Annotated in this window: 17 protein-coding genes; 13 read left to right on the top strand and 4 right to left on the bottom strand. The window is 49.3% G+C overall.

What is annotated here, in order from left to right; genetic code table 11:
- The first annotated feature begins 2 nt into the window (after positions 1–2).
- Genes EDD73_RS01600 through EDD73_RS01585 form a run of 4 tightly spaced genes read left to right on the top strand, consistent with a single transcriptional unit; the run spans position 3 to position 3,853 of the window.
- Positions 3–1,112: a sulfate ABC transporter substrate-binding protein gene (locus tag EDD73_RS01600; RefSeq protein WP_243116756.1), complete on the top strand. Its 1,110-nt coding sequence runs from the start codon at positions 3–5 to the stop codon at positions 1,110–1,112.
- Positions 1,109–2,047, top strand: coding sequence for a sulfate ABC transporter permease subunit CysT (gene cysT / locus EDD73_RS01595; RefSeq protein WP_207668777.1), 939 nt, complete (start codon positions 1,109–1,111; stop codon positions 2,045–2,047). Before EDD73_RS01600 ends, cysT begins: the two co-directional genes overlap by 4 nt.
- A complete protein-coding gene (locus tag EDD73_RS01590; protein ID WP_243116755.1) occupies positions 2,022–2,822 on the top strand; it encodes a sulfate ABC transporter permease subunit in 801 nt (266 codons plus the stop codon). Before cysT ends, EDD73_RS01590 begins: the two co-directional genes overlap by 26 nt.
- Positions 2,819–3,853 (top strand): ABC transporter ATP-binding protein, encoded by a 1,035-nt coding sequence (locus EDD73_RS01585; RefSeq protein WP_131917931.1) that lies wholly within the window; start codon positions 2,819–2,821, stop codon positions 3,851–3,853. Before EDD73_RS01590 ends, EDD73_RS01585 begins: the two co-directional genes overlap by 4 nt.
- A 678-nt stretch (positions 3,854–4,531) precedes the next feature.
- Here EDD73_RS01585 and EDD73_RS01580 read toward each other — a convergent pair.
- Positions 4,532–5,098 carry a hypothetical protein gene (locus EDD73_RS01580; RefSeq protein ID WP_131917930.1) on the bottom strand — a complete coding sequence of 189 codons (567 nt, stop codon included), beginning with the start codon at positions 5,096–5,098 and terminating at the stop codon, positions 4,532–4,534.
- Between the two features lie 197 nt (positions 5,099–5,295).
- The gene (locus EDD73_RS01575) at positions 5,296–5,994 is read right to left on the bottom strand and encodes a hypothetical protein (protein WP_131917929.1); all 699 of its coding nucleotides are present in this window, start codon (positions 5,992–5,994) and stop codon (positions 5,296–5,298) included.
- Between the two features lie 148 nt (positions 5,995–6,142).
- Between EDD73_RS01575 and EDD73_RS15560 the strand changes: the two genes are divergently transcribed.
- The 3 genes from EDD73_RS15560 (at position 6,143) to lplT (ending at position 9,927) form a co-directional block, all read left to right on the top strand.
- A complete protein-coding gene (locus EDD73_RS15560; protein WP_165876249.1) occupies positions 6,143–6,286 on the top strand; it encodes a cache domain-containing protein in 144 nt (47 codons plus the stop codon).
- A gap of 348 nt (positions 6,287–6,634) precedes the next feature.
- Positions 6,635–8,767, top strand: coding sequence for an AMP-binding protein (locus tag EDD73_RS01560; protein WP_131917927.1), 2,133 nt, complete (start codon positions 6,635–6,637; stop codon positions 8,765–8,767).
- Entirely contained in the window at positions 8,764–9,927 is a 1,164-nt protein-coding gene (lplT, locus tag EDD73_RS01555) for a lysophospholipid transporter LplT (protein ID WP_131917926.1), read from the top strand. Before EDD73_RS01560 ends, lplT begins: the two co-directional genes overlap by 4 nt.
- Before the next feature lie 128 nt (positions 9,928–10,055).
- Here the strand turns inward: lplT and EDD73_RS01550 are convergent, their stop codons facing one another.
- On the bottom strand, positions 10,056–11,264 hold the full coding sequence (locus EDD73_RS01550; RefSeq protein ID WP_131917925.1) for an MFS transporter: 1,209 nt from the start codon (positions 11,262–11,264) through the stop codon (positions 10,056–10,058).
- 189 nt (positions 11,265–11,453) lie between these two features.
- On the opposite strand from EDD73_RS01550, the gene EDD73_RS01545 reads away from it, so the two are divergent.
- The 3 genes from EDD73_RS01545 (at position 11,454) to EDD73_RS01535 (ending at position 20,127) form a co-directional block, all read left to right on the top strand.
- Positions 11,454–14,420, top strand: a complete 2,967-nt coding sequence (locus EDD73_RS01545; RefSeq protein ID WP_165876248.1) for an ABC transporter substrate binding protein — start codon at positions 11,454–11,456, stop codon at positions 14,418–14,420.
- Positions 14,421–14,455: 35 nt separating this feature from the next.
- On the top strand, positions 14,456–15,565 hold the full coding sequence (locus EDD73_RS01540; protein WP_165876247.1) for a response regulator: 1,110 nt from the start codon (positions 14,456–14,458) through the stop codon (positions 15,563–15,565).
- Positions 15,566–15,840: 275 nt separating this feature from the next.
- Positions 15,841–20,127, top strand: coding sequence for an S-layer homology domain-containing protein (locus EDD73_RS01535; protein ID WP_131917922.1), 4,287 nt, complete (start codon positions 15,841–15,843; stop codon positions 20,125–20,127).
- Between the two features lie 156 nt (positions 20,128–20,283).
- On the opposite strand, the gene EDD73_RS01530 is transcribed toward EDD73_RS01535, so the two are convergent.
- Entirely contained in the window at positions 20,284–22,179 is a 1,896-nt protein-coding gene (locus EDD73_RS01530) for an ATP-binding protein (protein ID WP_131917921.1), read from the bottom strand.
- 212 nt (positions 22,180–22,391) lie between these two features.
- Between EDD73_RS01530 and EDD73_RS01525 the strand changes: the two genes are divergently transcribed.
- The 3 genes from EDD73_RS01525 to EDD73_RS01515 all read left to right on the top strand — a co-directional run bounded on the left by EDD73_RS01525 (position 22,392) and on the right by EDD73_RS01515 (position 26,755).
- Positions 22,392–24,212, top strand: coding sequence for an ABC transporter ATP-binding protein (locus tag EDD73_RS01525; protein ID WP_131917920.1), 1,821 nt, complete (start codon positions 22,392–22,394; stop codon positions 24,210–24,212).
- A complete protein-coding gene (locus EDD73_RS01520) occupies positions 24,205–26,091 on the top strand; it encodes an ABC transporter ATP-binding protein (RefSeq protein ID WP_131917919.1) in 1,887 nt (628 codons plus the stop codon). Before EDD73_RS01525 ends, EDD73_RS01520 begins: the two co-directional genes overlap by 8 nt.
- 82 nt (positions 26,092–26,173) lie before the next feature.
- The gene (locus EDD73_RS01515; protein ID WP_131917918.1) at positions 26,174–26,755 is read left to right on the top strand and encodes a GDSL-type esterase/lipase family protein; all 582 of its coding nucleotides are present in this window, start codon (positions 26,174–26,176) and stop codon (positions 26,753–26,755) included.
- Positions 26,756–26,879 lie beyond the last annotated feature (124 nt).

The following is a 26,879-nucleotide window of genomic DNA, read 5'->3' as shown; positions in this document are numbered from 1 at the left end:
TAATGAAGGGACGGATGGGGATGAACGGATCGCGGCGTAAAGGTTCAAGATGGGCAGTAACGCTTTTGGTGACCGTGGGATTGTTGATGACGACGGTACTTACCGGTTGCGGTGGCAACCGTGGAGCCCAGCAAGGTGCCGGCAGTTCCTCCAAGGCGGCCGATGGTGGCAAACCGGTGGAGATTGTTCTCGCCGCGTATACCGTGCCCAAGGAAGCCTATCAAAAAGAAATCATCCCGGCTTTCCAGAAGCATTGGCGTGAAAAAACCGGCCAGGAAGTGAAGTTCACCGAGTCCTATGTTGGCTCCGGTGCGCAGGCCAAAGCGATTGCATCGGGCTTGGAAGCCGATGTGGCGGCCCTTTCCCTGGAAGGGGATATCGATGTGATCACCAAGGCTGGTCTGATCAAGCATGAATGGAAAAAGAAACAGCATCAGGGCATGATTACCCAGTCCGTCGTGGCCTTGGGCGTACCCAAAGGCAACCCCAAGGCGATTCGCGATTGGGAAGATCTGACCCAACCGGGGGTAGCGGTGCTTTATCCCAGCCCGCGCACTTCCGGCGGTGCCATGTGGGATGTCAATGCGATTTATGGTGCCGGGTTGAAAAAATCGGAAGCCCAAGGCGCGAAGGATCCCGAAGCGGGCAAGCGCTTGCTGGCTCAGATTCAGAAAAATGTTAAAGTCATGGATAAAAGCGGCCGCGAGTCCATGACAACCTTTGAAAAAGGCTTAGGCGATGTGGTCATCACCTATGAAAATGAACTGCTGCTCCGCAACATGGAAGGGCCGATCTATGATATTGTCTACCCTTCAGCGACGATTTTAGTGGAAAACCCCGTGGCTCTTGTTGATACCTATGTCGATAAACATGGCAACCGTGAAGTGGTGGAAGCGTTTGTTGATTTTCTTTGGAGTAAAGAAGCGCAGCAAGCCTTTGCGAAATACGGTTTTCGTCCCGTTGACCCGGAAGTAGCCAAAGCCAACGAAGCCAAGTTCCCCAAACCGGCTGACTTGTTTACCATTGAATATCTCGGTGGTTGGTCGAAAGTCAAAGAAGATCTGTACGGTCCCCAAGGTGTCTGGACCGAAGTAGCTGAGCGCCGCTCATGAAACCGCTACAATTGTCACCGCAAGCAGAGCGGGTACCCTTAGCGCGGGCCACAACGGCGCCGCCCATGGAACTCGGGAAATGGGCACTCGGCAGTATGGTCACCGGCTATGTGCTGTTGCTGATCATCCTGCCGATCGGCCAACTCTTGCTGACGACCTTGGAAGGTGGTTGGCAGCGGTTTATCGCGGCGCTCACCCAGCCCCATGCTTGGTTTGCCTTGCAGATCACGCTGGGATTGGCGCTGATCGCGGCGGTGATCAATACGGTGACGGGGACCGTTTGCGCTTATGCGCTGGTGCGCTATCCCTTGCCGGGAAAACGCGTGCTTAATGCATTGGTCGATCTGCCTTTCGCGATTCCCACAGCCGTAAGTGGCTTGATGCTGTTGATGCTCTATGGACCGAAAAGCTGGCTCGGCAAAACATTCTCCCTGTATGGCATTGAAATCGTCTATGCGACGCCGGGCATTGTCTTGGCGATGATCTTTGTGACCTTTCCTTTTACCATTCGAGCGGTGCAGCCGATCTTGCAAGAGATGGGTCAGGAGATGATCGAAGCGGCCCGCACGATGGGGGCCAATCGCTGGCAGGTACTTTGGCATGTGGAACTGCCGACGATCCTGCCGGGAATCTTGGCGGGATTTACCTTGACCTTTTCACGTGCCTTGGCCGAGTTCGGTTCTGTCGTCATGGTGGCCGGCAATATTCCTTTTAAGACGCAGGTGGCTTCGGTGTATATTTACGGCGAAGTGGAAAATGGTGATTTTGTCGGCGCCGGCGCCGTATCGATTGTGTTGCTGTTGATTTCGTTTGGCTTGCTGTTGTATCAAAACTTTTGGATGAAACGGCAGCGGTTTGGCTGGTGGGAGCGCATCTTGGCCCGGTGGACGCGGAGAAAGGAGAGGGCCGGTGAACTGGAGAATTGGGATATCTAGTTTTACATACGCATGGTTTCTGCTGAGCTTGCTGGGACCGATCGGTGCGTTGCTGGCCAGTGCTGTTGATGAGGGCGCCAGCCGCTTATGGGCAGAACTGTTTCGACCGGAAGCGCTCTTTGCCTTGAAGCTGACCTTGCTGATTACGGTGATCGTCGTGGTGATCAACACGGTCTTGGGGATTTTGACGGCGCTGTTGATTGTGCGCCATCCCTTTCCCGGTGTGACCGTTTTGAATACGATTGTCGATTTGCCCTTTGCTGTGTCACCGATCATCGCTGGGTTTATGCTGGTGCTGCTTTATGGTCCGAATAGCTTGATCGGTGGATTCGCCGGTGAGATGGGCTATAAGATCATCTTTGCCTTGCCGGGCATGATCGTGGCAACTTTGTTTGTCACTTTTCCCTTTATGGTGCGCGAAGTGGTGCCCGCGTTGCAGGAAGTGGGCACGTACCAAGAGCAGGCCGCCCAAACTTTGGGGGCCAGTCCGTGGACGATTTTCTGGAAGGTCACGCTTCCTTCGATTCGCGGCAGCGTTTTTTACGGTATTGTCCTGACTGTCGCCCGCTCCCTGGGTGAGTTTGGCGCCGTGCTGGTCGTGTCAGGCAACTTGATCAATCAAACGCAATCAGCGACGTTATATGTGTACCAGGCGGCCGCCGATTTTAACTCGGCCGGTGCCTATGCCTTGTCGCTGCTGCTTTGTGCAACTTCCATCGTCATCTTGGTATTGATGGAATCGATGAAAAAATATCAAGAGGGGCGGCAGGCATGAGTATTGAAGTCCGCAATTTAAGTAAATCTTTTGTTGATGGCCACATGGCGGTACGGGGTGTCAGTTTTGAGCTGGGCGAAGGCGAAATGACCGCTTTTTTAGGACCCAGCGGCGGCGGCAAGACGACGATCTTACGGATGATCGCCGGGTTGGAGAAGCCCTCAGGCGGTGAAATCTATATTTCCGGGCAGCGTGTGGATCACTTGCCGCCGCAAGAGCGTAAAATTGGCGTAGTCTTTCAAAACTATGCGCTGTTCAAGCACATGAACGTCTTTGAAAATGTAGCCTTTGGGCTGCGTGTGCAAAAGCAGCGGCCCGATGTGATCCAAGCGCGGGTCCGTGAGTTGCTCCGGCGGGTGGATTTGCAGGGGTTGGAAGGTCGGTTTCCCGATCAGCTATCGGGTGGGCAGCGCCAGCGGGTGGCACTGGCCCGGGCACTGGCTAATGAACCGCGGCTCTTGCTGTTGGATGAACCTTTTTCGGCTGTTGATGCGCAACTGCGCAAGGAACTGCGCAGTTGGGTGCGGAAGCTGCAGCAAGATCTGCACATTACCAGTATTTTTGTTACTCACGATCAGCAAGAAGCTTTGGAGATCGCTGACCGAGTCGTGGTTTTTCGCCAGGGACAGTTGGAACAGATCGGCACACCGGAAGAGATTTACGACAGCCCAGACACGCCCTTTGTGGCTGCTTTTGTCGGGGAAGTGAATCGCTACCGGACGGTGATCAAAAATGGCGTTACCGATCTGGGTGTGCTGCAATTTCCCGCAGGTAATGTGCCGGAGGGGCAAGAAGTCGTGGTCATCGTTCGGCCGGAAAATGTGGAACTCATGCCCTGGTCGGCGGCGGCCGATATTCAAGGGATCGTTTTGGCGACGACGTTTCTTGGGGAGTTTTATAAGGTTGACCTGGAATTGGCTGATCTGGTTCGCATTACGGCCCATGTGCCCAAAGCGCTTGGCGGAGCACTGCGGGAGCAGGAGCGGGTCGCTTTGCAGATCAAGGCTACGAAAATTTTTAATGTGGCTTGACGGGTGTACACGCTTAACGGTTGGGCGCCAAGGAAATAATACGTTGAATCATCATGATCAAACAGGGAAGGAGTGCTGGCATCGCAGCATTCCTTCCCTGTTTGATCATGTCCGAAAAAGGCCCCACGACACAAGAAGACGCCTCCGCATAAAAGCAAACACCAAGGAGGAATCTTTTGGCGAGGTGCGAAACGGGGTATCCCATGGGAGTGGAGAAGCTTAGGTGCACCGAACGCAAAATTCTTACATAGTCAAAACCTAATTGCTCCTTACCTATCTTTAGGAGACTAACGATTAAAAGATTTTCTAAAATAAAAAATAAAAAAAGGGACCAAAATATTATGAAGATTGTACTCCTCAATGGAATCAAAAAAAACCTTCCAGAATGAGGGTATTACGCCATCCTGGGGCGAGCCTAATAATACAAAATAAGTTCCTATATAGTAGTCGAAAAATACATCGAAAATTACAAAAACAATGTAAAAAACATATGTAGTTATTAATTGGGATAAGAGGTTATTATTATTCTTTTTTGTAGGTGGGTGCAATATTGTTAATACAACGACAATCAACCATTCTTCGTACTCTATATATAAACTGGGGGAAAAAATCAATAAAGAGATCAATACAAAAAAGAAGGACAACCTTAAAGATTGCCCTTTGTTATTAAGAATATTATTAGGCATTTAAATCCTCAAGTAGCCATGTAAGAGAATGAGGAAAAAATTCTTTACTATTGGTTACTGAATCGTCAAGGCTCGTATCTACCAAAAATGTTAAAGGATCATTTTCAATTTGTTCAATATTGTCATAATCTATTTTGCAATACATATCTGTAAATCCCAAGAACGCTGCTTCCCCCATTAATTCCTTTAATTGCTTTTTCATGTTATTGTGGTAAATAGAGGCACCCGTTATTCGTTCATTATTTTCAATACCCCTTGATTGAATCTGTATGGGTTTTATTTTATGGCTCTTTATGTATTCCTCTAGACTATCGTCATCGAGAGTTTTGTTAAATGTGATTGTACAGGTAATGTCTTTAACCTTTTTCTCTTTTAGCCCCTTGTTTATGTTATTTATCTTGGATTTATAATTAGTTACACCATCTAAACTCTTTTCTATTGAATTATACTGGGCAATTGAAGGTTCGTTCTTTGCATAAGCAGGAGAAATACTCCCAACTAGTCCTATTAACATAAACACGATAACTGACCTTCTTGCTTTTTCTTTTAGCATTTTCACTGAAAAACCACCTTTCCTTATTTATTGTCCATAGTTATCTGGATAAGTTACAATGGCTTGAATAACGTCAGATTGAGTACAGTTATTATAGTCACTTACATTCGTGTTCGGTTAACCAGATTTGTCCAAATGAAAGCTCATATTCCATCCGTTGATCTCTTTAATTTTCCAAATTATATCGGGAAAACAACTCCGATTCACAAAAATCTCCTATGATTGTTGCAGTTATGACGTAGGATATCCAGGATATAGGTGCTATCCCACCTTGGGATCCTCATGTGACATTTTGAATTTGGTGAATCCATTGAATGAATTTTACTATATATGGTTAACCGACCACGAATGTAGTCACTTACTCCAAGATTACTCATAGCAAATTGGGCTTGAATTTTTCCACCGTCTAAGCTACCACCATCACGATAATCATTCCATGCAGTTCTCATGTAATAACTATATGCCGAAACTGAACCGAGAGCCACTACCTCTGATTCATCGTTATCAATCCCCACGTAATTCACTTCAAGATCATATTTAGGGTTAGGGAGATTAGAGACTACACTTGATGCGGAAATTTCCAGATCAAGTGTGTTTTCAGGAACAGCTGTTTGATCAAGGGTTAAATAAGCCTGTTTATTGTCACAAGACGTTCCCGGATTATCTCCTCCATTGTTGTAGTCCAATATACTTGTCCTGTTAGTTGAGTCTAAAGTAAAGTCCACTCTTGTTATGAAGTATGTTTTGTCGCTTGAAATTGTTCTACTAATATCCCCGTTTTTGGGCACATAACTTCCATGTGAGTAATCGGAATATGACCACGCAAAAGCACTTCCAACGTTCATGGTTAAATATGTGCAAAGACTAACCAAAGGAATAAGTATTTTTTTCTTATTTACCATATCAATAACAGCCCCCCCTCCATGTATTTTTTTACAAATATCCCTTTGAGTATCCTTCTTTGAAATAATTTTACCACTAATTATGCAAAGATTCAATTAAAAACAAGGTTGTATTACTCTTTGTTTTCTATTTCTGGGGGATAAACGGGTGGCCACTACGATTATCAAAGAGGGCCAGCGAATTGTTGATACAGTATTAAACAGAAAGATTGCCAATATCGTTCTGAGCCAAGGGAAAGAATACATCGATGAAGCGGACATTGAAGGAAACCAGTACCTGGTAGCGTATTGACTGATTACTTCGCTGGACGGCAAAGCGATCGGCGTGTTTAGTGTCAGCAAAGATATGAATTGTGAAGAAGGAGAAGGCCGAGATTATCGAGAGCGCAAGGACTGGGCGATGCTGTGGATCGTCGATCCCCTGGATGGAACCAAAGAATTTATCAAGTGAAACGGTGAATTTACGGTGAACATCGGTTTGGTTCATCAACAGGTACCGGTGGCCGGTGTCGTTGTTATGACCAGCGATAAAACAAAACGCTAAGAAGGAATCCTTCGGCTTCGTGCAGAACGGGGTATCCCATGGCAAAGAGTTCATGGGAAAATTCTATGAAAAAAAGAAGTTAAAGGCGGGGTTTTCGTGAAAACAAAAACGTCCCTACTTCAATGGCTCATCAATTCGCTTTTTCGCGTGGAGATCATCGGTTTGGATAAAATCAAAGCATGCCAACAAGCGCCGATCATTATGCCCAACCACGTGTCGCTGTTGGATGCTGTTGTATTGGCAGCCAATCTGCCGGCAGAATGTTTGTTTGTTGTCGATACAACGATTGCTCAAAAGTATGAAGCGATCATCAAGATGCGCGATTGTATTACGGTCGATCCCACCAATCCTTATTCCCTGCGTAAAGCCGTTCACGCCGTTGCCGCTGGCAGGCCCCTCGTACTGTTTCCGGAGGGACGCATCACCGTAACCGGCGGGTTGATGAAAATTTATGATGGCATCAGTTTTATTGCGCTCAAAACCGGTGTTCCTGTGATTCCCGTCCATGTGGGCGGGCTTTTGCATTCAAAACTATCCTATGTAGGGCATATTTTCCCGACGCAATGGTTTCCCCAAGTGACGTTAACCTTCGGGCAGCCCTTTTATATTGAACCAGGGCCACGCCACTCGGTGCGACAAGCCAAACAAGCGGCATCGACGCAGATCTTACGGGCGCTCCAACAGATCACCTTTGAGGCAAATCGTCCCGTTGATGCGAATTTGTACGACGAAGTGTTGCAAGCGGCCAAGATCTATGGTGCCCAAGCCCAGATTCTTGAAGATCCCTTAACCAAGACGTGGACTTATCAAAAATTGCTGCTCACGGCCAATGGGTTGGCCCATCCACTGAAACGGGCCATTGGCGAGGAAGCGCGGGTGGGCATCTTGCTACCCACATCGGTGGTGGCGGTGATCGCCCTGCTGGCCCTGTGCCGGGTGCAAGTGACGCCGGCCTTTTTGAACTTTTCGCTGGGCAGTCAAGGCATGGCCCATTGTGCTCAAGTGGCCGGGCTTCGGTACATTCTGACTTCCAAAGCATTTTTGCAAAAAGCTAATCTGGAAGAGGTGGCGGCTGATCTGTGCCGCAAATCAGGAGCGACGCTGGTATTTTTGGAAGATCTCCGGCAAGCAGTAACGAAGGCAGACAAGATGAAAGCAGCTACCGCGGTGATGATGAACCAAAGGGTCGGGCAGCCCGGTGACGTGATTTTGTTTACGTCCGGCAGTGAAGGGAAACCCAAAGGTGTGGTTCTTGCCCATGATGCCTTGATTGCCAATGTGCGGCAAATTCAAAGCATTGTCGATGTGACGCCCAAAGATCGTTTTTTCAACGCCTTGCCGGTTTTTCATTCTTTTGGACTGACGGCAGGTATCTTGCTGCCCTTGCTTGCGGGATCCTATGCCTATCAATATCCAACGCCGCTACACTACACGCTGATCCCGGAACTGGTGTACGATAAAAACTGTACCGTTCTTTTTGGCACGAGTACTTTTATGGCAGGTTATGGCAAAAATGCGGGAACTTATGATTTTCGTTCGGTGCGGCTGGCCATCGTTGGTGCTGAAAAGCTGCGTGATGATGTGCGGCATCTTTGGCAAGAACGGTTTGGGATCCGACTTTTGGAGGGCTACGGCTGTACGGAAACGGCACCGGTGATCGCTGTGAACACGCCACTGGCCCATCGGCCGGGCACGGTAGGGCCGATTCTGCCGGGGATGGAAGGGCGGATCGAACCGGTGGAGGGTATTCACCAGGGCGGCCGGCTGCTCGTGCGCGGGCCGAATCTGATGCGGGGCTATCTTATCGAAGGTCAAGGTTTTGTTCCCTTGCCTAAACATGACTGGTATGATACGGGCGATATTGCCGACATCGATGAAGACGGCTTTATCCGGATTCTTTCCCGGTTAAAACGGTTTGCCAAGATTGGCGGCGAAATGGTGCCGCTGGGCACCATCGAAGAAGCGGTGGTGACGGCCTTTGGTGTTGCTTCTACCGCCGTGGCCGCCATTGCCCGTAGCGATCCGCGCAAAGGTGAAAGTATTGTGCTGGTTACGACGGCTTTGATCGGCAGGGATGAATTGCGATCGGCCCTGGCCGCTGCCGGGCTTCCGCCGGTATTTATCCCTTCGAAAGTGATTCGCATTGAAAAAATTCCGCTTTTGGGCAGTGGCAAGGTCGATTATGGCGCGTTGCAACGGGTGCTGGATGCGGGAGGAGCCTCAACATGAGTATGGTGATCATCAATCTGCTGATCGCGCAATTTTTATCGGCCTTTGCGGACAATGCCATTTTGTTTGCCACACTGGCCATTGTTAACGCCGGGAACCATCCGGCTTGGTATCTGGGGGTGGTGCAAGGTGCATTTTTTGTGGCCTACATTCTGCTGGCCCCTTTTGTCGGTACCTTCGCCGATTCCTGGCCCAAATCCCGTGTCTTGATTGTGGGGAATGCGGTCAAAGCCTTGGGGACAGCGGCGATGTTCCTGAGTGTCGATCCGGTGATTGCCTATGCCATTGTTGGTGTTGGCGCGGTGATCTATTCGCCGGCCAAGTATGGGTTGTTACCGGAACTGGCCGGCAAAGGACAGGCGCTTGTCCGGGCCAATGGGTGGATGGAAGGTACGACGATTCTGGCGATTTTAGCCGGTGCCGTGGGCGGGGGGATCTTGGCGGCGCAATCGATTCCTCTGGCCTTGGGTATCTGCATGGGGGCTTATCTTGTTTCGGCGATTTTGGCCTTTTTGTTGCCCAAGGGTCTGGTCATTGCTGATGGCATGACGCTGGCTTCGGCGAAAAAATTTCTCCACGATGGGTGGACGGTCGTTCGCAGTGAAGCCAAGGTGCCCTTAATGGGGGCCGGTGTTTTTTGGGGGACATCAGCGGCGCTGCGGCTGGCGGTCATTGCTTGGATACCGCTTGTCTTTGGCATTACTGAGGTGGATAAAATCTCGGCCATCGTTGCTTGCGCCGGGATCGGTGTGGCCATCGGGGCGGCACTGGCACCGCGCCTAGCTCCTCTGCCGAGCCGTGCGCGGTGGGCGGCCATTCCGCTGGGCTTGGTGGCGATGGTGTTGCCGTTAAGCGCTTCCATTCCGATGGCGTTGCTCATCCTCATCGCTTTTGGTGCGGCCGGCGGTATTTTTCTGGTGCCCATGAATGCAGCAATTCAGGAAATCGGCGTGGAGTCAGTAGGCGTAGGGCAAACGATTGCGATTCTGAACCTGATTGATAATGTGGCGATGCTGATGGGGGCGGCGCTTTATACTGGTGCTTCGGCGCTGGGCGTTGCGCCGGGAGTATCGATTGCGATGGCGGGGTTGTTTCCTTTAGGGTACGTAGTGTGGACGATCCGGCAGTTTCCCCGCAAACAAAGTGAACAATCTCTGTAAATCAAGTGAACAAAAAAGAAGGTGGATTGCATGGCGCAATCCACCTTCTTTTTTCAATTCGTCTAGCTTCATCCTACCACTGCTGGCGATATTTTGCTATTGTATCTTTTGAATTTCCCGCCGTTCCATTACGATGAAGCCTTCGCTGGGGAAGAACGGGCGGGAATCCGGATAAACCACGCCGAGGCCAAGTTCATCAGCGCCACCACAGCCCCGCCGATAAACACATACTTGTAGCCGTTGGCTCCGCCGTTGTACCAGACGAGCCCGCCGAGCATGGGCAGAAACATGGTGACGATATGATCAATGCTGGTGCCCAGGGAAAGGCTTGGAGAAATGTCTTCCGGTACCAGCGCCAGCTTACGCATATAGGTAGCCCGAGCCATGCTGACAGAAGTCATGCTTAAGTCAAGCACGTAACAGACGAAGATCAAGTACAGCGCCCACTCAGGACGCAAGAGGTCCGTGGCAAAGGCGTAGCCCAGGCAGACAAAGAAAAAGCCAACGGCTTCGGCGCAAAGGACAAAGCGCTCGCCGCGAAGGTCGATCATGTGGCCGATCCAGGGTTTGACGAAGATGCCCGTGACGGAGACGATAAAAAAAAGCACGGTCATGGTGGTAACGTTTTGCTGAAACACTTCCACCAGCACCCAGGGGCCGAAAGTGATGAAGATCTGCTTGCGGGCACCAAAGAGAACACAAAGCCAGTAGTAGAGGCTGTATTCTTTTTTGAAAATAAAACGGCTGTTTTTCTGCGTTCCAGCTATGGGCTTAATCATGAGCAAACAAAGGGCGGCCAGCAAAAAAGCAACGGCGCCGATGGTGAATGATGTGGTATAGCTGATGTGGGCGAATTGAAAGAGTGCCCACAAGCCGGCGCTGCTGATGACGAGGGCCAGTGTATTGACGGCGTTCATGCGGCCTAATTTTTTGCCAAGATCGCCGGCAGTGGCAAAATTCATGCCGATGCTGTTGGACAGGGGCATATAGAGGTGGGCACCGGTGCTGTAGACAAACATGGTCAGTATCACCAGGCTGTACTCCGGTGGAATAAAGCCAAAAGCCAGCATGCCGCCGGCCGCCAGTAGGTTAGCCACAACAGCGATGCGCACATCGCCGAGAAAAGCGAGGAGGCCCATGACGAACACCACAAGCAGACCGGGCAGTTCTCGCGGGAATTCCAGGGCAGAACGCTCCAAGATCATCATGCCCAGGTTTTCTTTTAGGTAATTAGAGAGGGTAGCCCCATCGACGCTCTGGCCAATGCCGATCAGTGCCGTCGAAAGAAGAAAGAAAAAGTAGTTGCGGTCAATGCGGCGTAAAAATGTGGTGATCATGGGGAGCACCTCGTTTCTTGCGTTATGTTGTGTAGGCAACAAAATGAGGATATTCTTGCAACGATTCCGGGTTTTTCTACAGATGCTATAACAATAAACCCGGTTCTGGTTGGCATGCAAGAGAAGATAAAATATGATGTAAGGAAGAAGTTCGTCGAATTTGACTATCAAACCAATAGGGGGATTTTTTTGAACAGATTCGCAAAAAGTTGTTTAAATATCACCATCATCCTGATTGCCCTATTTGTCTTGCCAAGCACACCTGTACAGGCCCAAAGCCTTCCAACGAAACACGTGCTGATTTTGCATGCCTTCACGCCCGTTTACCCTGTCCACGAGCATTATAACCAAGGAATAATCGCCAAATTGGATCAGAGCACCGCGTATAAGTTTGACTATTCCTATGAATACCTTGATTATTCGCGCTTTTCTCATGACCGGGGATATTTTCAAAATATAGCCCAATACCTTGAAGTAAAATATAAAAATCATCGGCCCGATTTTATCGTCACCGAGGAAAATGTGATGCAACTGCTGGGCTCCAATGATCAGAAAATTTTCCCCGATGTCCCCGTGATTATTGCGCAGGATAGGATGGATGCTCTGCCGGAAGACAACTATGGTAATCATTTTTTTGTTCAGCAAGCGAACGATATCGAAAACAATATCGAGTTGATTTTACATACAAGGCCCAAGACGAAAAAGATTTATATGATTATCGGTGATTCTAACGATGAACGTATTTTCACCGAACGATTGAAGGAAGCAGGAGAAAAATATAAAGGCAAGGTAGAAACCGCGATTACCAGCCGTATGTCCTACAAGCGAATGCTGGAAACCGTGAAGGATGTGGAAGCCGATGCGGCGATCCTGTATTTTCGCTGGCTTGCCGATGCCCATGGGGAAAGTTATATTCCCGAGCAGGTGATTGCCGACATCTGCAACGCAGCCAAAGTACCGGTCTATGGTGTGGATATCAATTTCCTTGGCAGCGGAATGGTCGGCGGCTATGTGCGGGAGCCAACGCTTTTAGGAGAAGCGAGCGCTGACACCATACTGGATATATTGAACAGCAAAAGCATCAACGATGTCGCAAGGAGTCGGCAAATCAAGAATCCTTGCGTCTTTGATTGGCGGCAGTTGCGGAAATGGGCTATCGCTGAGAGGAGTCTTCCGGAAAACAGTAGAATCGAATACCGTGAAATCAGCTTCTGGGAGCGGTATAAGGTATATATCATGGGAGGAATCGCATTAATTCTTGTGGAGACCCTGCTGATCTTCGGGTTGCTGATCAATCGGCAGCAGAAAAGAAAAGCAGAGCAGCAATTGCTGCAAACCAACGACGCGTTGCAGCGACTGACGGAAAAGCTGATGGAACAAGATAAAATGAAGGACGAATTTCTGATCAACACATCCCATGAGCTCCAAACACCTTTAAACGGCATCATCAATATTGCCGAAGGACTTGCCGAAGAGAATCACGGCAGGCTGAGCCAACGTCAGAACGATGAACTTCAAGTGATCTTGGCGGTAGCCAAAAAGATGTCTTCCCTGATCAAGGATATTATTGATCTCGAAAGAATCAAGAGAAATGAACTCGAGATCCATCCGGAAGTGATTGACCTTAAAGCCGCATTACCCATGGCGGTCGATGTCTTCCGCCATTTGATCGATGATGCGCATACAGAGATCGTGCTGGATATTCCTCCGAAGCTTCCCCCAGTGCTCGCCGACAGAACCAGGCTTATTCAAATACTATATAATATTCTTGGCAATGCGGTAAAGTTCACTCTCAAAGGAATGATTACGCTTGCGGTAAGAGAAGAAGGCCATTATATCAGGCTTACCGTAGAAGATACCGGAGTCGGTATCGCCAAAGAAGTACAGGAACAGTTGTTTCAAGCTTTTGAACAAGGCGGGGAGTCAATCCAACGACAGTATGGAGGTAGCGGCCTTGGTCTTTATATAACACGCAACCTGATCGAACGCATGGCCGGTAAAATTCTTCTGGAATGGTCGGAGGTGGGAAAGGGAACGCGTTTTGCTATCTTGCTTCCCAAAGCCGCAGGCAAGCCGGCCGATGGGAAGGGGCAAGAGGACTACGGCAACGCAACGGCAGAGCCGATGGAAATCAGCCATGATACCATCGGGCAGGATTTTGTCATTCTGGCCGTTGATGACGAACATACGAACCTGCGCGTATTGAAATCCATCTTTGGGCGACAAGCCTATACCGTGCTGACAGCATCTAACGGGCAAGAAGCGATAGGGCTACTTCGTGAGCGGCGGGATATTGACTTGGTGCTGATGGATGTGATGATGCCTGGCATGTCGGGCTACGAAGCCTGCAAGACCATCAGGGAATCCTATTCCCTTTATGATCTTCCCATCCTGATGCTTACCGTCCGCAATACACCAGAGGATATCGCCGCCGGTTTTGAAGCAGGAGCAAATGATTTTGTATCCAAACCCTTCGTCGCCAAGGAGCTAAGGGCCAGGGTAGCGACCCTGTTAATGATCAAAAAATCAGTCCAACAGGCCCTCAAAAATGAAATGGCTTTTTTGCAGGCCCAGATTAAGCCGCATTTTCTTTTCAATGCCTTAAGCACCATCATGTCCTTTTGCTATACTGACGGAGAAAAGGCCGGAGAACTGCTGGCCCATTTGAGCGCATATTTGCAAAAAAGCTTTGCCATCGACGATACCGTTTCCACGGTCACTATCGAAAATGAGCTGGAACTGACCAGAGCCTATGTCGAGATCGAAAAGGCGAGATTTGGCGAGCGGCTGGCCGTGGTGTTCCGCGTGGACGAGCAGTTGCTGGAGCAGAGAATTTTGCCGCTGACCATCCAGCCGTTGGTGGAAAATGCCGTGCGTCACGGATTAATGACAAGGAAAAATGGCGGTACCGTAACTATCGAAGTCGTCAAAGTTCTGGACCGGATTCAGATCAGCATCGAGGACGACGGTATCGGTATGGAAACGCCGGAGAAGATCGTACAGGCCAATGAGGTAGCCAAAAAGCGCTCGGGAGGAGTGGGCCTGGCTAATATCCGCCGCCGCCTCATGAATTACTATGGCGTGGAGCTTTGCCTACAATCAGAAAAAAATCAAGGAACAAGGGTTTCCTTGACCATCCCTGAGCAAATGGAATAAAAAGCGAGGGGTGCTTAATGCTGCGTACGGTGATTGTGGACGATGAAGTACCGGTTCTCAACCTCCTGAGAATGGTTCTGGAAAAAACAAACATGGTTACGGTGGAGGGAGCTTATACGGATCCCCAAGAAGCATTGGAAAACATCAAAATCATCAAGCCGGAAGCGCTATTTCTGGACATTGAAATGCCGGAAATGAACGGCTTAGAGTTGGCCGAGCGTCTCGTCGAGCATGATCCGGATTTGATGGTCGTTTTTGTAACGGGGTACAATCAATACGCCCTGGAGGCTTTTAACGTCAATGCGTTAGATTATCTATTAAAACCTGTCACGCCCCAGGCCATACAAAAATGCATTGCCAGGCTGAATAAGCTAAAGGGTATAAACGATGCGGCAAGACCGGAGGAATCTAAAAAAAGAATTTATTGCTTCGGTGACTTTCAAGTCATTGGTGAAAATGGGCCGGTTACTTGGGTCACAAGGAAGGTGGAGGAACTACTCGCCTATTTGATCGTCAACCGCAATACCAATCTGGACGGTTGGGAATTGGGTGGGGCCTTATGGCCTGAGGCGGAGCCAGATCGAGTAAAGGCCAACCTACATACCACCCTTTTCCGGCTGCGAAAAACCATCAAAGAGGAAGGCTTACCGATCGAAATCTTATCGGCAAAAGGCAGAAATGGTACGTACCATTGCACCTTGAACCATCTCTCCTGTGACTTACTGGAATTTGAAGAGGCAGTCGTAGGCAGCGATATCATCAGTAACAGCAATATCGAGAAGTGGGAACGAATCAGCAGCCTGTACAAGGAGGACCTGTTTTTAAAAAAAGACTACCGCTGGTGTGAAGCCAAAAGGGCGTGGCTCAGACAGCGGTATCTGAATATGCTCTTGCATATGGCCGGCTTTTACGAGGAAAATGGCCATTACCAGAAAGCAGTTCAAACCTTGCTTAAAGCAGCTGAGAAAGAACCCTTTGACGAGGAAATTCATCGCAGCTTGCTATATGCGTGCCACCATCAAAAAAATGCCGCACTGATGACGAAACTTCATCAGGAATTCATCCAACGATTAGCCAGGGAAATGAGCATTACACCGCAGTTGGAAACAACCGACTTGTATCGAAGGCTCATGGGAATAGGATAACGTATGATGGAATAAAAATAACGTAAGTTCCCTATCGTCTGAAATAACGGCGATAGGGAACTTTTTTTCTTTATGAATTAATTTCGCAATGCAATTAGCGCCTTATATGCAGAATTGTGCGATTATGTTAGAGGTTTGTAAGAAGCCCCCTGTATAATTTGCTTAATAGAGTCCGTCGAGGAACCTAATGAAAACAAGCATGGTACCCTTGCAATGCGGGGGTTTTTAGACAGACTCTAAGAAGTATAAAAATAAATATAAGAGGGGGTTTTAGAATGAATAGACTTAAAAGATGGTGGGAAATATTAAATTTTCGAAGAATCATTTCTTTGCTAACGGTATTTATGATTGTAATCGCAGCTACTCCTCATGTGCAAGCAGAGGCGAGTGGAAGCGGGACACAGGAAGATCCTTGGATGATTACAACTCCAGAGGATCTTGACAATGTTCGCAATTTCTTGGGCAGTGAGTCAACAGGTAAATACTTCAAACTGGAGAATGATATCGATTTATCTGGCTATTTGTCACCCGGTGGAGGCGGGTATGCCAAGTGGGCTACTGAGGGTTGGCTGCCTATTGGTGGTAGCAATGATACAGAACAGTTTACAGGAATCTTTGATGGACAGGGGTACATGATTACCGGTCTTTCCAGTAATCGACCGAATACTGATTATGTTGGCCTCTTTGCTGTCATCGGTGAAGGGGGAGTCGTATCCAATGTCGGTTTGGAGACAGTCGATATTATTGGCAATAACTATGTAGGCGGTCTAGCCGGTACAGCGATCGGATCGATCAATAATTCCTACACCACTGGCAAAGTTAAGGGAAATAATTATACCGGTGGTTTGTTGGGCACGCATCTAGACGCAATTGGTTCCGGGTCTTCGACTCCATTTGTTTTTGCTTCAGATAGCATGGGAACGTTTCGTTTTGTAAATAAGCTGGGAATGAGGCTTCCACACTACAAGCGCTATTACTCGATGCCAAAGGATTATGCAGAATTGGAACCAGGGCTTCTCCAACCTCGAGATGGCGCATATTATCTCAATATCACTAATGAATTTAATGAAATCTCCTATCTGGACCAGGTCTCATTGCTGGCATTTGACCATCAACCCGGATATACACCGGCACTTTCGTTTATTCAGCGAGATCAAGAGAATAATGAAGATGCTTTCATTAAGCTAGTTAGTACGAATCCGAAGCCAGTTGTTTCCGTTAAGGAACTGTCAGGATTCGATTGTACTGATGCAATATCGTCTCGCGGGGATAATGAATGGACTTCAGGCGGAAGTAAGGAGACAAATTTTATCAATCCTGTGGAAATTAACTTAGGTGATTTGTCTGATGCAGATCATATCAACTTGCTACTTGTTGGCACAACCGATAACAACCTGGTGAAGGAAAGTGGCTTGGAGGAAGGAAAGCTTGATATAAACACAATAAAACGCATGGTGCAGGTTCCTGACGAGAATGGCGATTGGGTTGATGCCTATTCTCAAGAGGAGCTCCGTCAGCCTTTAAGCACACCCTCGCTCAAATTCATTGATTTGACCAACAAGTTTGTATCCCATGATTACAGGGTGAGAATCGGCTTCAACTTTGTGAAATGGGATTATATCGCTGTTGATACATCGACACCACCTAACGCTGTTAAGACAGTCCAGTCTCCGGAGATGGCCGATCTTCACTTTCGCGGATTCTCTTCAACCGATAAAACAACGTATCCGTATTGGACTTTTAACTACGATAATGTTTCTCCCATACCCGAAGAACTGTACGCCTATCAATTCGGCAGTTTTACACGGTATGGGGATGTAACCCCTTTGATGCAGAGCCAAGATAATCAATTTGTCATCATGCGTTATGGCGATGAGTTATCGCTTAAATTCGATTATACGGAACCTGAATCGGGAATGGAGCGTAGCTTTGTACTCTATGGGGCGGTCTGGTACAAGTCTGCCAAGGAGGAAACAGGGCGAACCGTTGACCCGTTACCATTCGTGGGGATGGATAGCTATCCGTACAATGATCTAGGCACGTTTCCGGAAAAAGATTACGCCCAAGAATGGAACACCCGCAATTACACCCGTCGAGGCGGATCAGGCAATACCATCAGAGCCTCTTATTCTACGGCAGAGGTGGAAGGTTCTAGTTATGTCGGCGGCTTAGTAGGTCAACTCAAGGACAAGGATGTTTATGATTCCTACTCCACCGGTAGTGTGAGTGGTATTGATAGTGTCGGTGGTCTGACGGGAAGTAATGAAGGAAGTGGAAATGTCGCTCGTTCCTTTGCCATCGGAATTGTACAGGGGCAAACAAATGTTGGTGGATTAGTGGGACAAAACAGTGGGACAGTTACGGAGAGCTTCTATGACCAATACACAACTGGCCAGTCTGACACCGGGAAGGGAGAACCCAAAACCACCGCTCAGATGAAGGACAAAGCCACCTTCACCGATGCCAATTGGATTTTCAGCACTACACCTATTTGGACAATCAATCCAAATGACCAAGGGAGCATCTCCGAGCGAATTTCTTACCCGTATTTTCCGTGGCAGACCAGTCACATTGACTATGCGCCTCCAGTTTTCATTAATAATTATCCGGATGTAGTGAACATCGGTTCCAGTGAGTTGGATTTGAAGACAGAAACGGACGAAGCCGCTACTGCTTGGTATGTAGTTTTACCCAAGAATGCGGACAAACCAACAGCCAAACAGATCAAGGCAGGGACTGATGCGAGGGGGAACGCTCCTGCCGCCAATGGTTCCTGGCTGCTATCGCCCCAAACGGTTGCAACTGCCCATGTTGCAGGCTTAACCTCAAATACGGATTATGACATTTATGTGGTCAGCGAAGATCTAGCCGGTAATCTGCAACCAGATATTTGTGTAGCGAAGATAACGGTCCACACGGTCACTCTGCCAACGCTAACAGCAGGCGCTGTGAATCGTAGCTCCGATACGACAGGTACGGTGAAGTTCACATCAGATGAAGCAGGCCAATATTACTATGCAGTAGTGGCAGACGGAGCAGCGGCACCAACGATTGACATATCCGGAGTAGGAACAGCTTGCACTACGAGTGAGACAACCATCACCGACCCGACAGGACTCACAGCTGGAGCAAAGGACATATATATTGTTGTAAAGGATGCTACAGGAAATGTAAGTAGTGTTTTGAAGATAGATATTGCAGCTTATACTGTACCAAGCAGTGAGATTCGTGGTGGCAGTTCTGGCGGTAGAAGCTCAACATTGAGTACACCTACCCATCAAGAACCTGTAGTTGTCATCGTCAATGGCAAATCAGAGAATGTTGGGACAGAAACCAAGACAAATGAACGCGGTAAGGCAACGGTAACCATCGCTGTAAATAACACAGTCATCGATGGGAAAATCGAAGAAGCGATCAAGAATAATCCAACAGGTAATGGAAATTTTGTTCAAATCCGAGTAGCAGATCAGACCTCAGAAGTTGTTAAGGTTGAATTGACTGGAGATATTGTAAAAAAACTCGAAGAGAACACCTTCGATGTTTCCATTAAACGTGATACTGTGGAATACGTTATTCCTGCAAAAGAACTTACGATTTCTAGCGTTGCCAAAGAATTGGGTGTATCTGAACAAGCACTTAAAGACATCAGGATAGAAGTGCAAATCAATACGCTGGATGCATCGGTTACGGCTAAGTACAACGAAGTGGCTAAAGCCAATGGAGCAGAGCTGGTATTCCCGCCGATAACCTTTGAAATTGTTGCAAAGACAACAAAATCAGACGGAACCAAAGCAGATGTGGAAATCAATAAGTTCAGTAACTATGTAGAAAGAATAATGGAAATTCCGGCAGGAGTAGATCCAAGCAAGATCACGACAGGTATTGTCTTTAATCCGGACGGAACCTACAGCCATGTACCAACGGAAGTATTCCAGAAGAATGGTAAGTGGTATGCGAAGCTCCACTCACTGACTAACTCTACGTACTCAGTGATCTGGAATCCGGTTACAGTGAAATCTGTTGAGAACCACTGGTCTAAAGATGCAGTCAACGACATGGCATCTAGACTTGTAGTATTCAATGCAGAAATCTTTGCACCGGACAAAGTCATCACAAGAGCAGATTTCGCTGAATACATTATCAGAGCCCTGGGTCTTTACAGAGAAGGTTCAAAGCATGAAAACAAATTTAAGGATGTCAGTGCGAACGGAGACAGAACCCTAGCGATCCTCATTGCCAGCGAATCTGGCATCGTGACAGGATATCCTGATGGCACTTTCAGACCGGATGCTCTGATTACAAGAGAAGAAGCCATGGCAATGTATCAGCGAGCTATGAAGGTCACAAAACTTGTAGGGACAGATTTAAACCGATATGAAAGTTACACGGACTACAAGCAGGTCGAAAGCTGGGCGACAATATCCGTAAAAGAAGTATTATCGGCTCATGTGTTCAATGGCAATACAGCAACGACTATTTCACCAAAAGCGAACTTAACCTATGCAGAAGCAGTACAAGCAATGAAGAATCTTTTGGTTGAATCGAAACTGATTAATAAGTAATAATACAAAATGGAACGACAAACAGGAAGTCCCGCATGAAAGCAATTCGTGCGGGACTTCCTGAATTTTAACCGAGCGTCTCTCCACTGCCGGGAACGATCGATCCCGGCGGTGATCCGCAATTACCGGGAGGAGAACTTTCCTGGGCTTTTTGGATTAAGAACACTGTTTTTGATGATCTGGCGATTCGGCAAAAGGCAACCATTTTTCCAACATGGCATGCAGTTCATGTAAACGAAGTGGCTTGTGCAGGATATCATCCATGCCGGCTTGCAGGCATTGCTCTTGAGCGTATTGGGAAGCATCGGCCGTGACGGCGATAATGCATAATCGCCGGCCAGTACCGGTTTCGGATTTGGCTTCGGTTTCGACTTGGCGGATCCGGCGGGTTGCTTCCCAGCCATCCATAACCGGCATCTGGCAATCCATCAGAACCAAGCTATATTGATTCTGTGCAACTGCATAAAGTGCTTCCTGACCATGATGAGCGATTTGGATGGGGACGCCAAGTTGTTTCATCTGGGCACGAAACAACCGTTCATTGATCAGCGAATCATCGACGATTAGCACGGGGTGGCGCGGAGGATGACTGATCGTAAGTTTACGTTGACTATGGCATCGGTTTTCCGCCGCCGCTTGCATCGCTTGGCTCTTGAGATTGGTGATCGGCAAGGTGAACCAAAAGGTTGATCCCTGGTTCGGTTGGCTTTGAAAGCCAATCTGCCCACCCATACGGGTTACCAGTTGTTTGCAGATCGATAAGCCAAGACCGGTACCGCCAAAGCGGCGGGTTGTCGAGTGCTCCGCTTGGGCAAAGGGCAAAAAGATCAATTGCTGATGTTCGATAGGAATCCCAATGCCGCTGTCGCTTACTTCAAAAAGCAATGCTTCCGGTGGGTCCGCGGGGCCGGCGAACCGCACTTGCAAGCGCACGAATCCGGTCATGGTGAATTTGACGGCATTGCTGAGCAGGTTCAGCAAGACTTGGCGTAGGCGCGTGGGGTCCCCGTGGACGATTTGCGGGAGCAGCGGATCGACCCATACTTCAAAGGTAAGCGCTTTTTTTTCGGCGTTCGGTTTGATTAAGGAGCGAACGCTGTGGATGAGCACGGGAAGCTCATAATCCATTTCTTCAAGAACAAGAGTGCCGCTTTCGATCTTGGAAAAATCAAGAATGTCATTAATGACGGTGAGTAATAATTCCGAAGATTCTCGCACTGTCGAAGCGTATTCCTTTTGTTCTTCATCGAGCGGTGTGCTCTGTAATAAATCGGTCATGCCAATGATGCCGTTGAGGGGGGTGCGAATCTCGTGGCTCATAATCGCCAGAAAGTCGTTTTTCACTTGGTTAGCTCGCGCTAATTCTTGATTGGCCTGTGCCAGTTCTTGTGTCCGCTGCTGCACCTTTTCTTCAAGCTCCGTGGCATTCCTTTCGGCAATCCGGATCAGTTCATGGGACAGTGCCAGCATCAGATTGCTGATAAAGCCTGCGCAAATGATAATGCAAACACCGGCAATCAAGTAACTGACGGTAAGCTCGTTGTGAAGGCCGCTATAAAAGCGATGAATGATCACCTCGTAATGAGCCAAGAGGACGAATAATGCCAGGAAGGTATAAAGAATCAATTGCCAGCGCCGTAAGCACACCAAGCCAACACAAAAGAAGCCGATGAGGATGGTCGTATAGGTTTGTGTCAGTCGTTCGATGGGACGAGGTTCAGCAGCGAAAAAATCGCCAACGACATTATGAAGAAAAATGATCAGCAGCAGCGAAAGGGTTACCGTAGTGGCAGCGATCGGTTTTTGCTTACGGATAAAAAAGAATGTAGCCATAACTTGAAGGAGCATGAGCAGGTCGCCGGTGAGTAACAATACGCTGGACTCCTCAAACGTATGGGTCAACAGCATGATCGGTACCACTGCGCTGCAGATCAGCGTTTGATAAAGGCAATACTTCATTTTTTGGCGGATTTCCAGTGGTGCATGGATATAACCGTCGAGAAAAAAGTGGAGCCAACGGTTCATAATAACGGTATGGCGGCCTTTTTCCATGAAAACACCCCATTTCCACCGAACGATAATACAAATAATCACTTATACATTCACTGTAATTGGTTAATTACACAAATGCAAGCATTGTAGAATTACACGGGAGTAAAGTCTTATTTCAGGCAGGGCAAACGGAGTCGCGACTGCTTCGGCAATCGTCTATAATAGGGATATTCAGAACAGGTTCAATGGAAGTAGAGAGGATAACAAACGTCATGATCAAATTAGCCCGTTTTTTACAGCCCTACCGCATGGCTATCGCCATGGTGTTGCTGTTGATTTTTTTGCAGTCCCTTTCGGAATTGTACTTGCCGACGTTGTTGGCCGATATTGTTAATCTCGGTATTGTCCGCGGTGATACGGCCTATATCTTGAAAATTGGCGCGGTGATGGTGACCGTCGCTGCCGCAGGCGCCCTTTGTGCCATCGGGGCCAACTATTTGTCATCCCGTGTGGCGGTGGGGTTCAGTAAACAGGTACGAGCCCTTTTGTTTACCCATGTGGAGAACTTTTCGCTGCAAGAGTTTGATCAGATCGGCACGGCGTCTTTGATCACGCGGACGACCAATGATATCGCCCAGTTGCAGCAGGCACTAACGGTAATGCTCCGGTTGATGGTCAGTGCGCCGCTCATGTGTATTGGTGGTATCATCATGGCTGTTTCGCGCGATGCTGAGTTGTCGTTGGTGCTGGCGGTGGTGATTCCGGTGCTGGCGCTGGTGATCTACTTGGTGGCCAGTCGGGGGATACCGCTCTTTAGGCAGGTGCAGGTTAAGCTGGATGGGATCAACCGGGTGCTACGTGAAAACTTGACCGGTGTTCGTGTGGTGCGCGCTTTTAATCGTACGGATTATGAAAAGGAACGGTTTGATCAGGTCAACCGGGATTTCACAGCTACATCGGTGCAGGTGAACCGGATCATGGGCTCCTTGATGCCCTTGATGCTGTTGATCATGAATCTGTCGACGGTGGCGATTCTTTGGTTTGGTGCCAATCGCATTGACCTGGGAAAAATGCAGATCGGCGATCTGATGGCTTTTATCCAGTATGCCATGCAGATTTTATTTGCCTTGATGATGCTTTCTTTTATGTTTGTGATGCTCCCGCGGGCGGCCGTGTCGGCGGGGCGCGTCAATGAAGTGCTGGAGATGGAACCGCAGATTAAGGAGTCGGCGACGGCACGGACGGAGCAACGCGCGATGGTGACCACGCAGCCACTGCCGGCTACGGCGGCCACGGGGGCCACGGCGGCCACGACAGCTACACCGATGGCGCCATCACAACTGAAAGGGCCGGCCATCGAATTTGACCATGTGACCTTTCGCTATCCCGGTGCGGAAGAACCGGTGCTGGAGGATGTGTCTTTTACCGCCTGGCCTGGGGAGACAACGGCGATTATCGGCGGGACCGGGGCGGGCAAGTCGACGCTGCTGGCGTTGATCCCGCGTTTTTATGATGTGGACAGCGGCAGCATCCGTGTGGGTGGCACCGATGTCCGGGCGATGACCCAGGCCGAACTGCGGGGGCAGTTAGGTGTGGTCGCCCAAAAGGCGGTACTATTTACGGGAACGGTGGCCGAGAACATTCGCTATGGCAATGAAAAAGCGACCGATGAAGAAGTCCGGCAAGCGGCCCGCATTGCCCAGGCGGCTGATTTTATCGAAACGATGCCCGAAGGCTATGACGCCTTGATTGCCCAGGGGGGCGCGAATTTGTCGGGCGGACAAAAACAACGCTTGGCCATGGCCCGGGCGATTGTGCGCCGGCCGCCGATCTACTTGTTTGATGACAGCTTTTCAGCGCTTGATTACAAGACCGATGCTAAGCTGCGGGCGGCGCTCAAGGAAATCACCAACGAAGCGGCGGTGCTGATCGTGGCGCAGCGCGTCAGCACGGTCATGGAAGCCGAACGCATTATCGTGCTCGATCAGGGGCGCGTTGCCGGGAACGGTTCCCATCGTGAGTTGATGGCCACCTGTGCAGTGTATCGGGAGATTGTGGCTTCCCAAGGGGCCGAGGAGGACGCCCATGAGTGAACAACAGCGAAAACAGAATACGGAGCGAAGCGGCTTCAGCTTCGGCGGGCCTCGTCCCGGAGCGGCCGGGATGCCTGTGCAAAAAGCCCGCGATTTTCGGGGGACCCTGCGCCGGTTGCTTCATTATTTGCGCCCTCATCGGTGGACATTGGCGGCGGTGTTGCTCACAGCCTTGCTCAGCACGGTTTTCAATATTGTCAGTCCGAAAATCATGGGTGATGCTACGACCAAACTGTTTGAAGGCATGCTCGCCAAGATGGAGGGCTTGCCGGGAGCGGCCGTTGATTTTCCCTATATTCACCGGATTCTGTGGATCTTGGTGGGCTTGTACGGCTTGAGCGCAATTTTTGGTTATTTGCAGCAATATTTGATGGCCGGTGTGGCGCAGAAGATCGTCTATGATCTGCGCCGGGACGTAAGTGCGAAACTGGCTCGTCTGCCCCTTAAGTATTATGACAGCCATAGCCATGGCGAGACTCTCAGCCGGGCTGTCAATGACGTTGATACAATCAACAGTACGTTGCAGCAAAGCTTGACGCAACTGCTGACGTCCGTCATTACGCTGTTGGGCATTATTGTGATGATGCTGACGATCAGCCCATTTTTAACGCTGATGATCCTGATTACCTTGCCGCTGAGCGCTGTGGTGGCCAAAGTGGTCGCGGCCAAAGCGCAGCCCTATTTTGTCAACCAGCAGCGGACGCTGGGCAATCTGAACAGTCACGTCGAGGAAATGTTTACGGGCCATGCGATCGTCAAGGCCTTTGGTCATGAAGCAAAGTCGATTGCCGCCTTTCACCGGATCAACGATCATCTGTATGATGCGGGATGGCGGGCGCAGTTTATTTCCGGGATGATCATGCCCTTGATGATGCTGGTCAATAACCTTGGTTATGTACTGGTGGCTGTGGCCGGCGGGGTGATGGTCACCCAACGAACGATCACCATCGGCGATGTGCAGGCTTTTATCCAGTATGCCCGGCAATTTGCCCATCCCATCGGTCAAGTGGCGTCGATCGTCAATGTTATGCAGTCCACGGTGGCGGCGGCGGAGCGGGTTTTTGAATTACTCGATGAACCGGAGGACCTACCGGAACCGGCCAAGGTGGTCAAGCTTACGGCGCCGCGAGGCCGTGTTTGCTTTGATCATGTTCGCTTTGGCTACTCCCCGGAGGAACGGTTGATCGACGATTTGAACATTACCGCCGAGCCTGGCGCGACGATTGCCATTGTCGGGCCGACGGGGGCCGGCAAAACGACGCTGATCAATTTGCTCATGCGTTTTTATGAAATCGATGGCGGAGCGATCACCATTGACGGTGTGGACATTCGTCAGGTGAAGCGCGGCGAACTGCACAGTCTCTTTGGGATGGTCTTGCAGGATACGTGGCTTTTTCATGGGACGATTCGCGATAATATCGCTTATGCTTGTGATGTGGCGTCGGAGGAAGCGGTGGTGCAGGCGGCCAAAGCGGCCCATGCCGATCATTTTATCCGAACGTTGCCCGAGGGATATGATACAATTTTGAACGAAGAAGCATCGAATATTTCGCAGGGACAAAAGCAACTCTTGACGATTGCCCGGGCGATTTTGGCTGATCCGGCGATTCTCATTCTCGATGAAGCGACGAGCAGCGTCGACACCCGGACGGAAGTGTTTATTCAGCAGGCGATGCGTCGCTTGATGAAAGGGCGGACCAGTTTTGTCATTGCGCACCGGCTTTCGACGATTCGGGATGCCGACTTGATTTTGGTCATGAATCAGGGAAAGGTCATCGAGCAAGGTACCCATGACATGTTGCTGGCCAAGCAGGAGTTCTATGCCGAACTGTATCACAGCCAGTTTGGCAGCAACGGCAGCAAGGAGTCTACGGGATAAGGGATGATTGGTTTCCGGTTAGCCCGATCAGTAACTTTGATGTGTTCTGTAACTTGATGCATTTAAGAGGTGGAGTGTTTTCATGGAGCAACCTATGATTTTTGCCCTTGGTGATTCGCTGACCTGGGGCTATCCGGAGGGGCCTGATTATTCATGGACGACAATCCTGGAAGAAGCGCTGCAGTGCCCGGTGATCAATCTGGGTACGAATGGTGCCACAACAGAAGATATGCGCCGGGAAATGATTCATATCTTGCCGGATGTGGAGCCGCGGTCGATCGTCGTGATCACCGGCGGGGCCAACGATGCTTTTCAATTAGTACCTGCTGAAAAGGTTATCCGCAATTACCGCGATATGCTGGAGCGTGTGCGCATTGCCCGCTGCCAGGCCGTGATTGGCTTAACGATCCCGATCAATGAAGAGCCTTTTGGCGCGCGGTTGCTGGGGTATCGTCAGGCGATGTTGACGGCGCTGCGGGAAGATCCGGAATTTATCGGCATCCCGGTGATCGATTTCTTTGCGGCCCTGGCCGTGGATGATGGATGGACGATGAAGCCGGAGTATGCGGTGGATTCTTGCCATCCCAGTCGGGAGGGGTATCGTAAGATGGGGGAAGCGGCGGTCGCTTTTTTTCGACAGGAAACCAAAAAAGATGAGCAATAGGGTTGACAGGATGCGCGCTGGCTCATAAAATGTATATAATCTTATCGGGATAGTTGGAATATACGGCGATGATCTTCGCAGCGATTTCCCGGTAATCATTCAAGGTTCACTACAAAAAAAGAGT

The sequence above is a fragment of the Heliophilum fasciatum genome (assembly GCF_004341395.1).
In the GTDB taxonomy this organism is placed as follows: Bacteria; Bacillota; Desulfitobacteriia; order Heliobacteriales; family Heliobacteriaceae; genus Heliophilum; species Heliophilum fasciatum.
This window is presented reverse-complemented; position numbering and strand designations above follow the sequence as displayed.

Excerpts from the sequence above, each read along its gene's own strand:
- EDD73_RS01515 (WP_131917918.1), top strand. The coding sequence starts at position 26,174 with ATGGAGCAACCTATGATTTTTGCCCTTGGTGATTCGCTGACCTGGGGC.
- EDD73_RS01535 (WP_131917922.1), top strand. The coding sequence starts at position 15,841 with ATGAATAGACTTAAAAGATGGTGGGAAATATTAAATTTTCGAAGAATC.
- cysT (WP_207668777.1), top strand. The coding sequence starts at position 1,109 with ATGAAACCGCTACAATTGTCACCGCAAGCAGAGCGGGTACCCTTAGCG.
- EDD73_RS01550 (WP_131917925.1), bottom strand. The coding sequence starts at position 11,264 with ATGATCACCACATTTTTACGCCGCATTGACCGCAACTACTTTTTCTTT.
- EDD73_RS01575 (WP_131917929.1), bottom strand. The coding sequence starts at position 5,994 with ATGGTAAATAAGAAAAAAATACTTATTCCTTTGGTTAGTCTTTGCACA.
- EDD73_RS01530 (WP_131917921.1), bottom strand. The coding sequence starts at position 22,179 with ATGGAAAAAGGCCGCCATACCGTTATTATGAACCGTTGGCTCCACTTT.
- lplT (WP_131917926.1), top strand. The coding sequence starts at position 8,764 with ATGAGTATGGTGATCATCAATCTGCTGATCGCGCAATTTTTATCGGCC.
- EDD73_RS01525 (WP_131917920.1), top strand. The coding sequence starts at position 22,392 with ATGATCAAATTAGCCCGTTTTTTACAGCCCTACCGCATGGCTATCGCC.
- EDD73_RS01600 (WP_243116756.1), top strand. The coding sequence starts at position 3 with ATGAAGGGACGGATGGGGATGAACGGATCGCGGCGTAAAGGTTCAAGA.
- EDD73_RS01520 (WP_131917919.1), top strand. The coding sequence starts at position 24,205 with ATGAGTGAACAACAGCGAAAACAGAATACGGAGCGAAGCGGCTTCAGC.
- EDD73_RS01585 (WP_131917931.1), top strand. The coding sequence starts at position 2,819 with ATGAGTATTGAAGTCCGCAATTTAAGTAAATCTTTTGTTGATGGCCAC.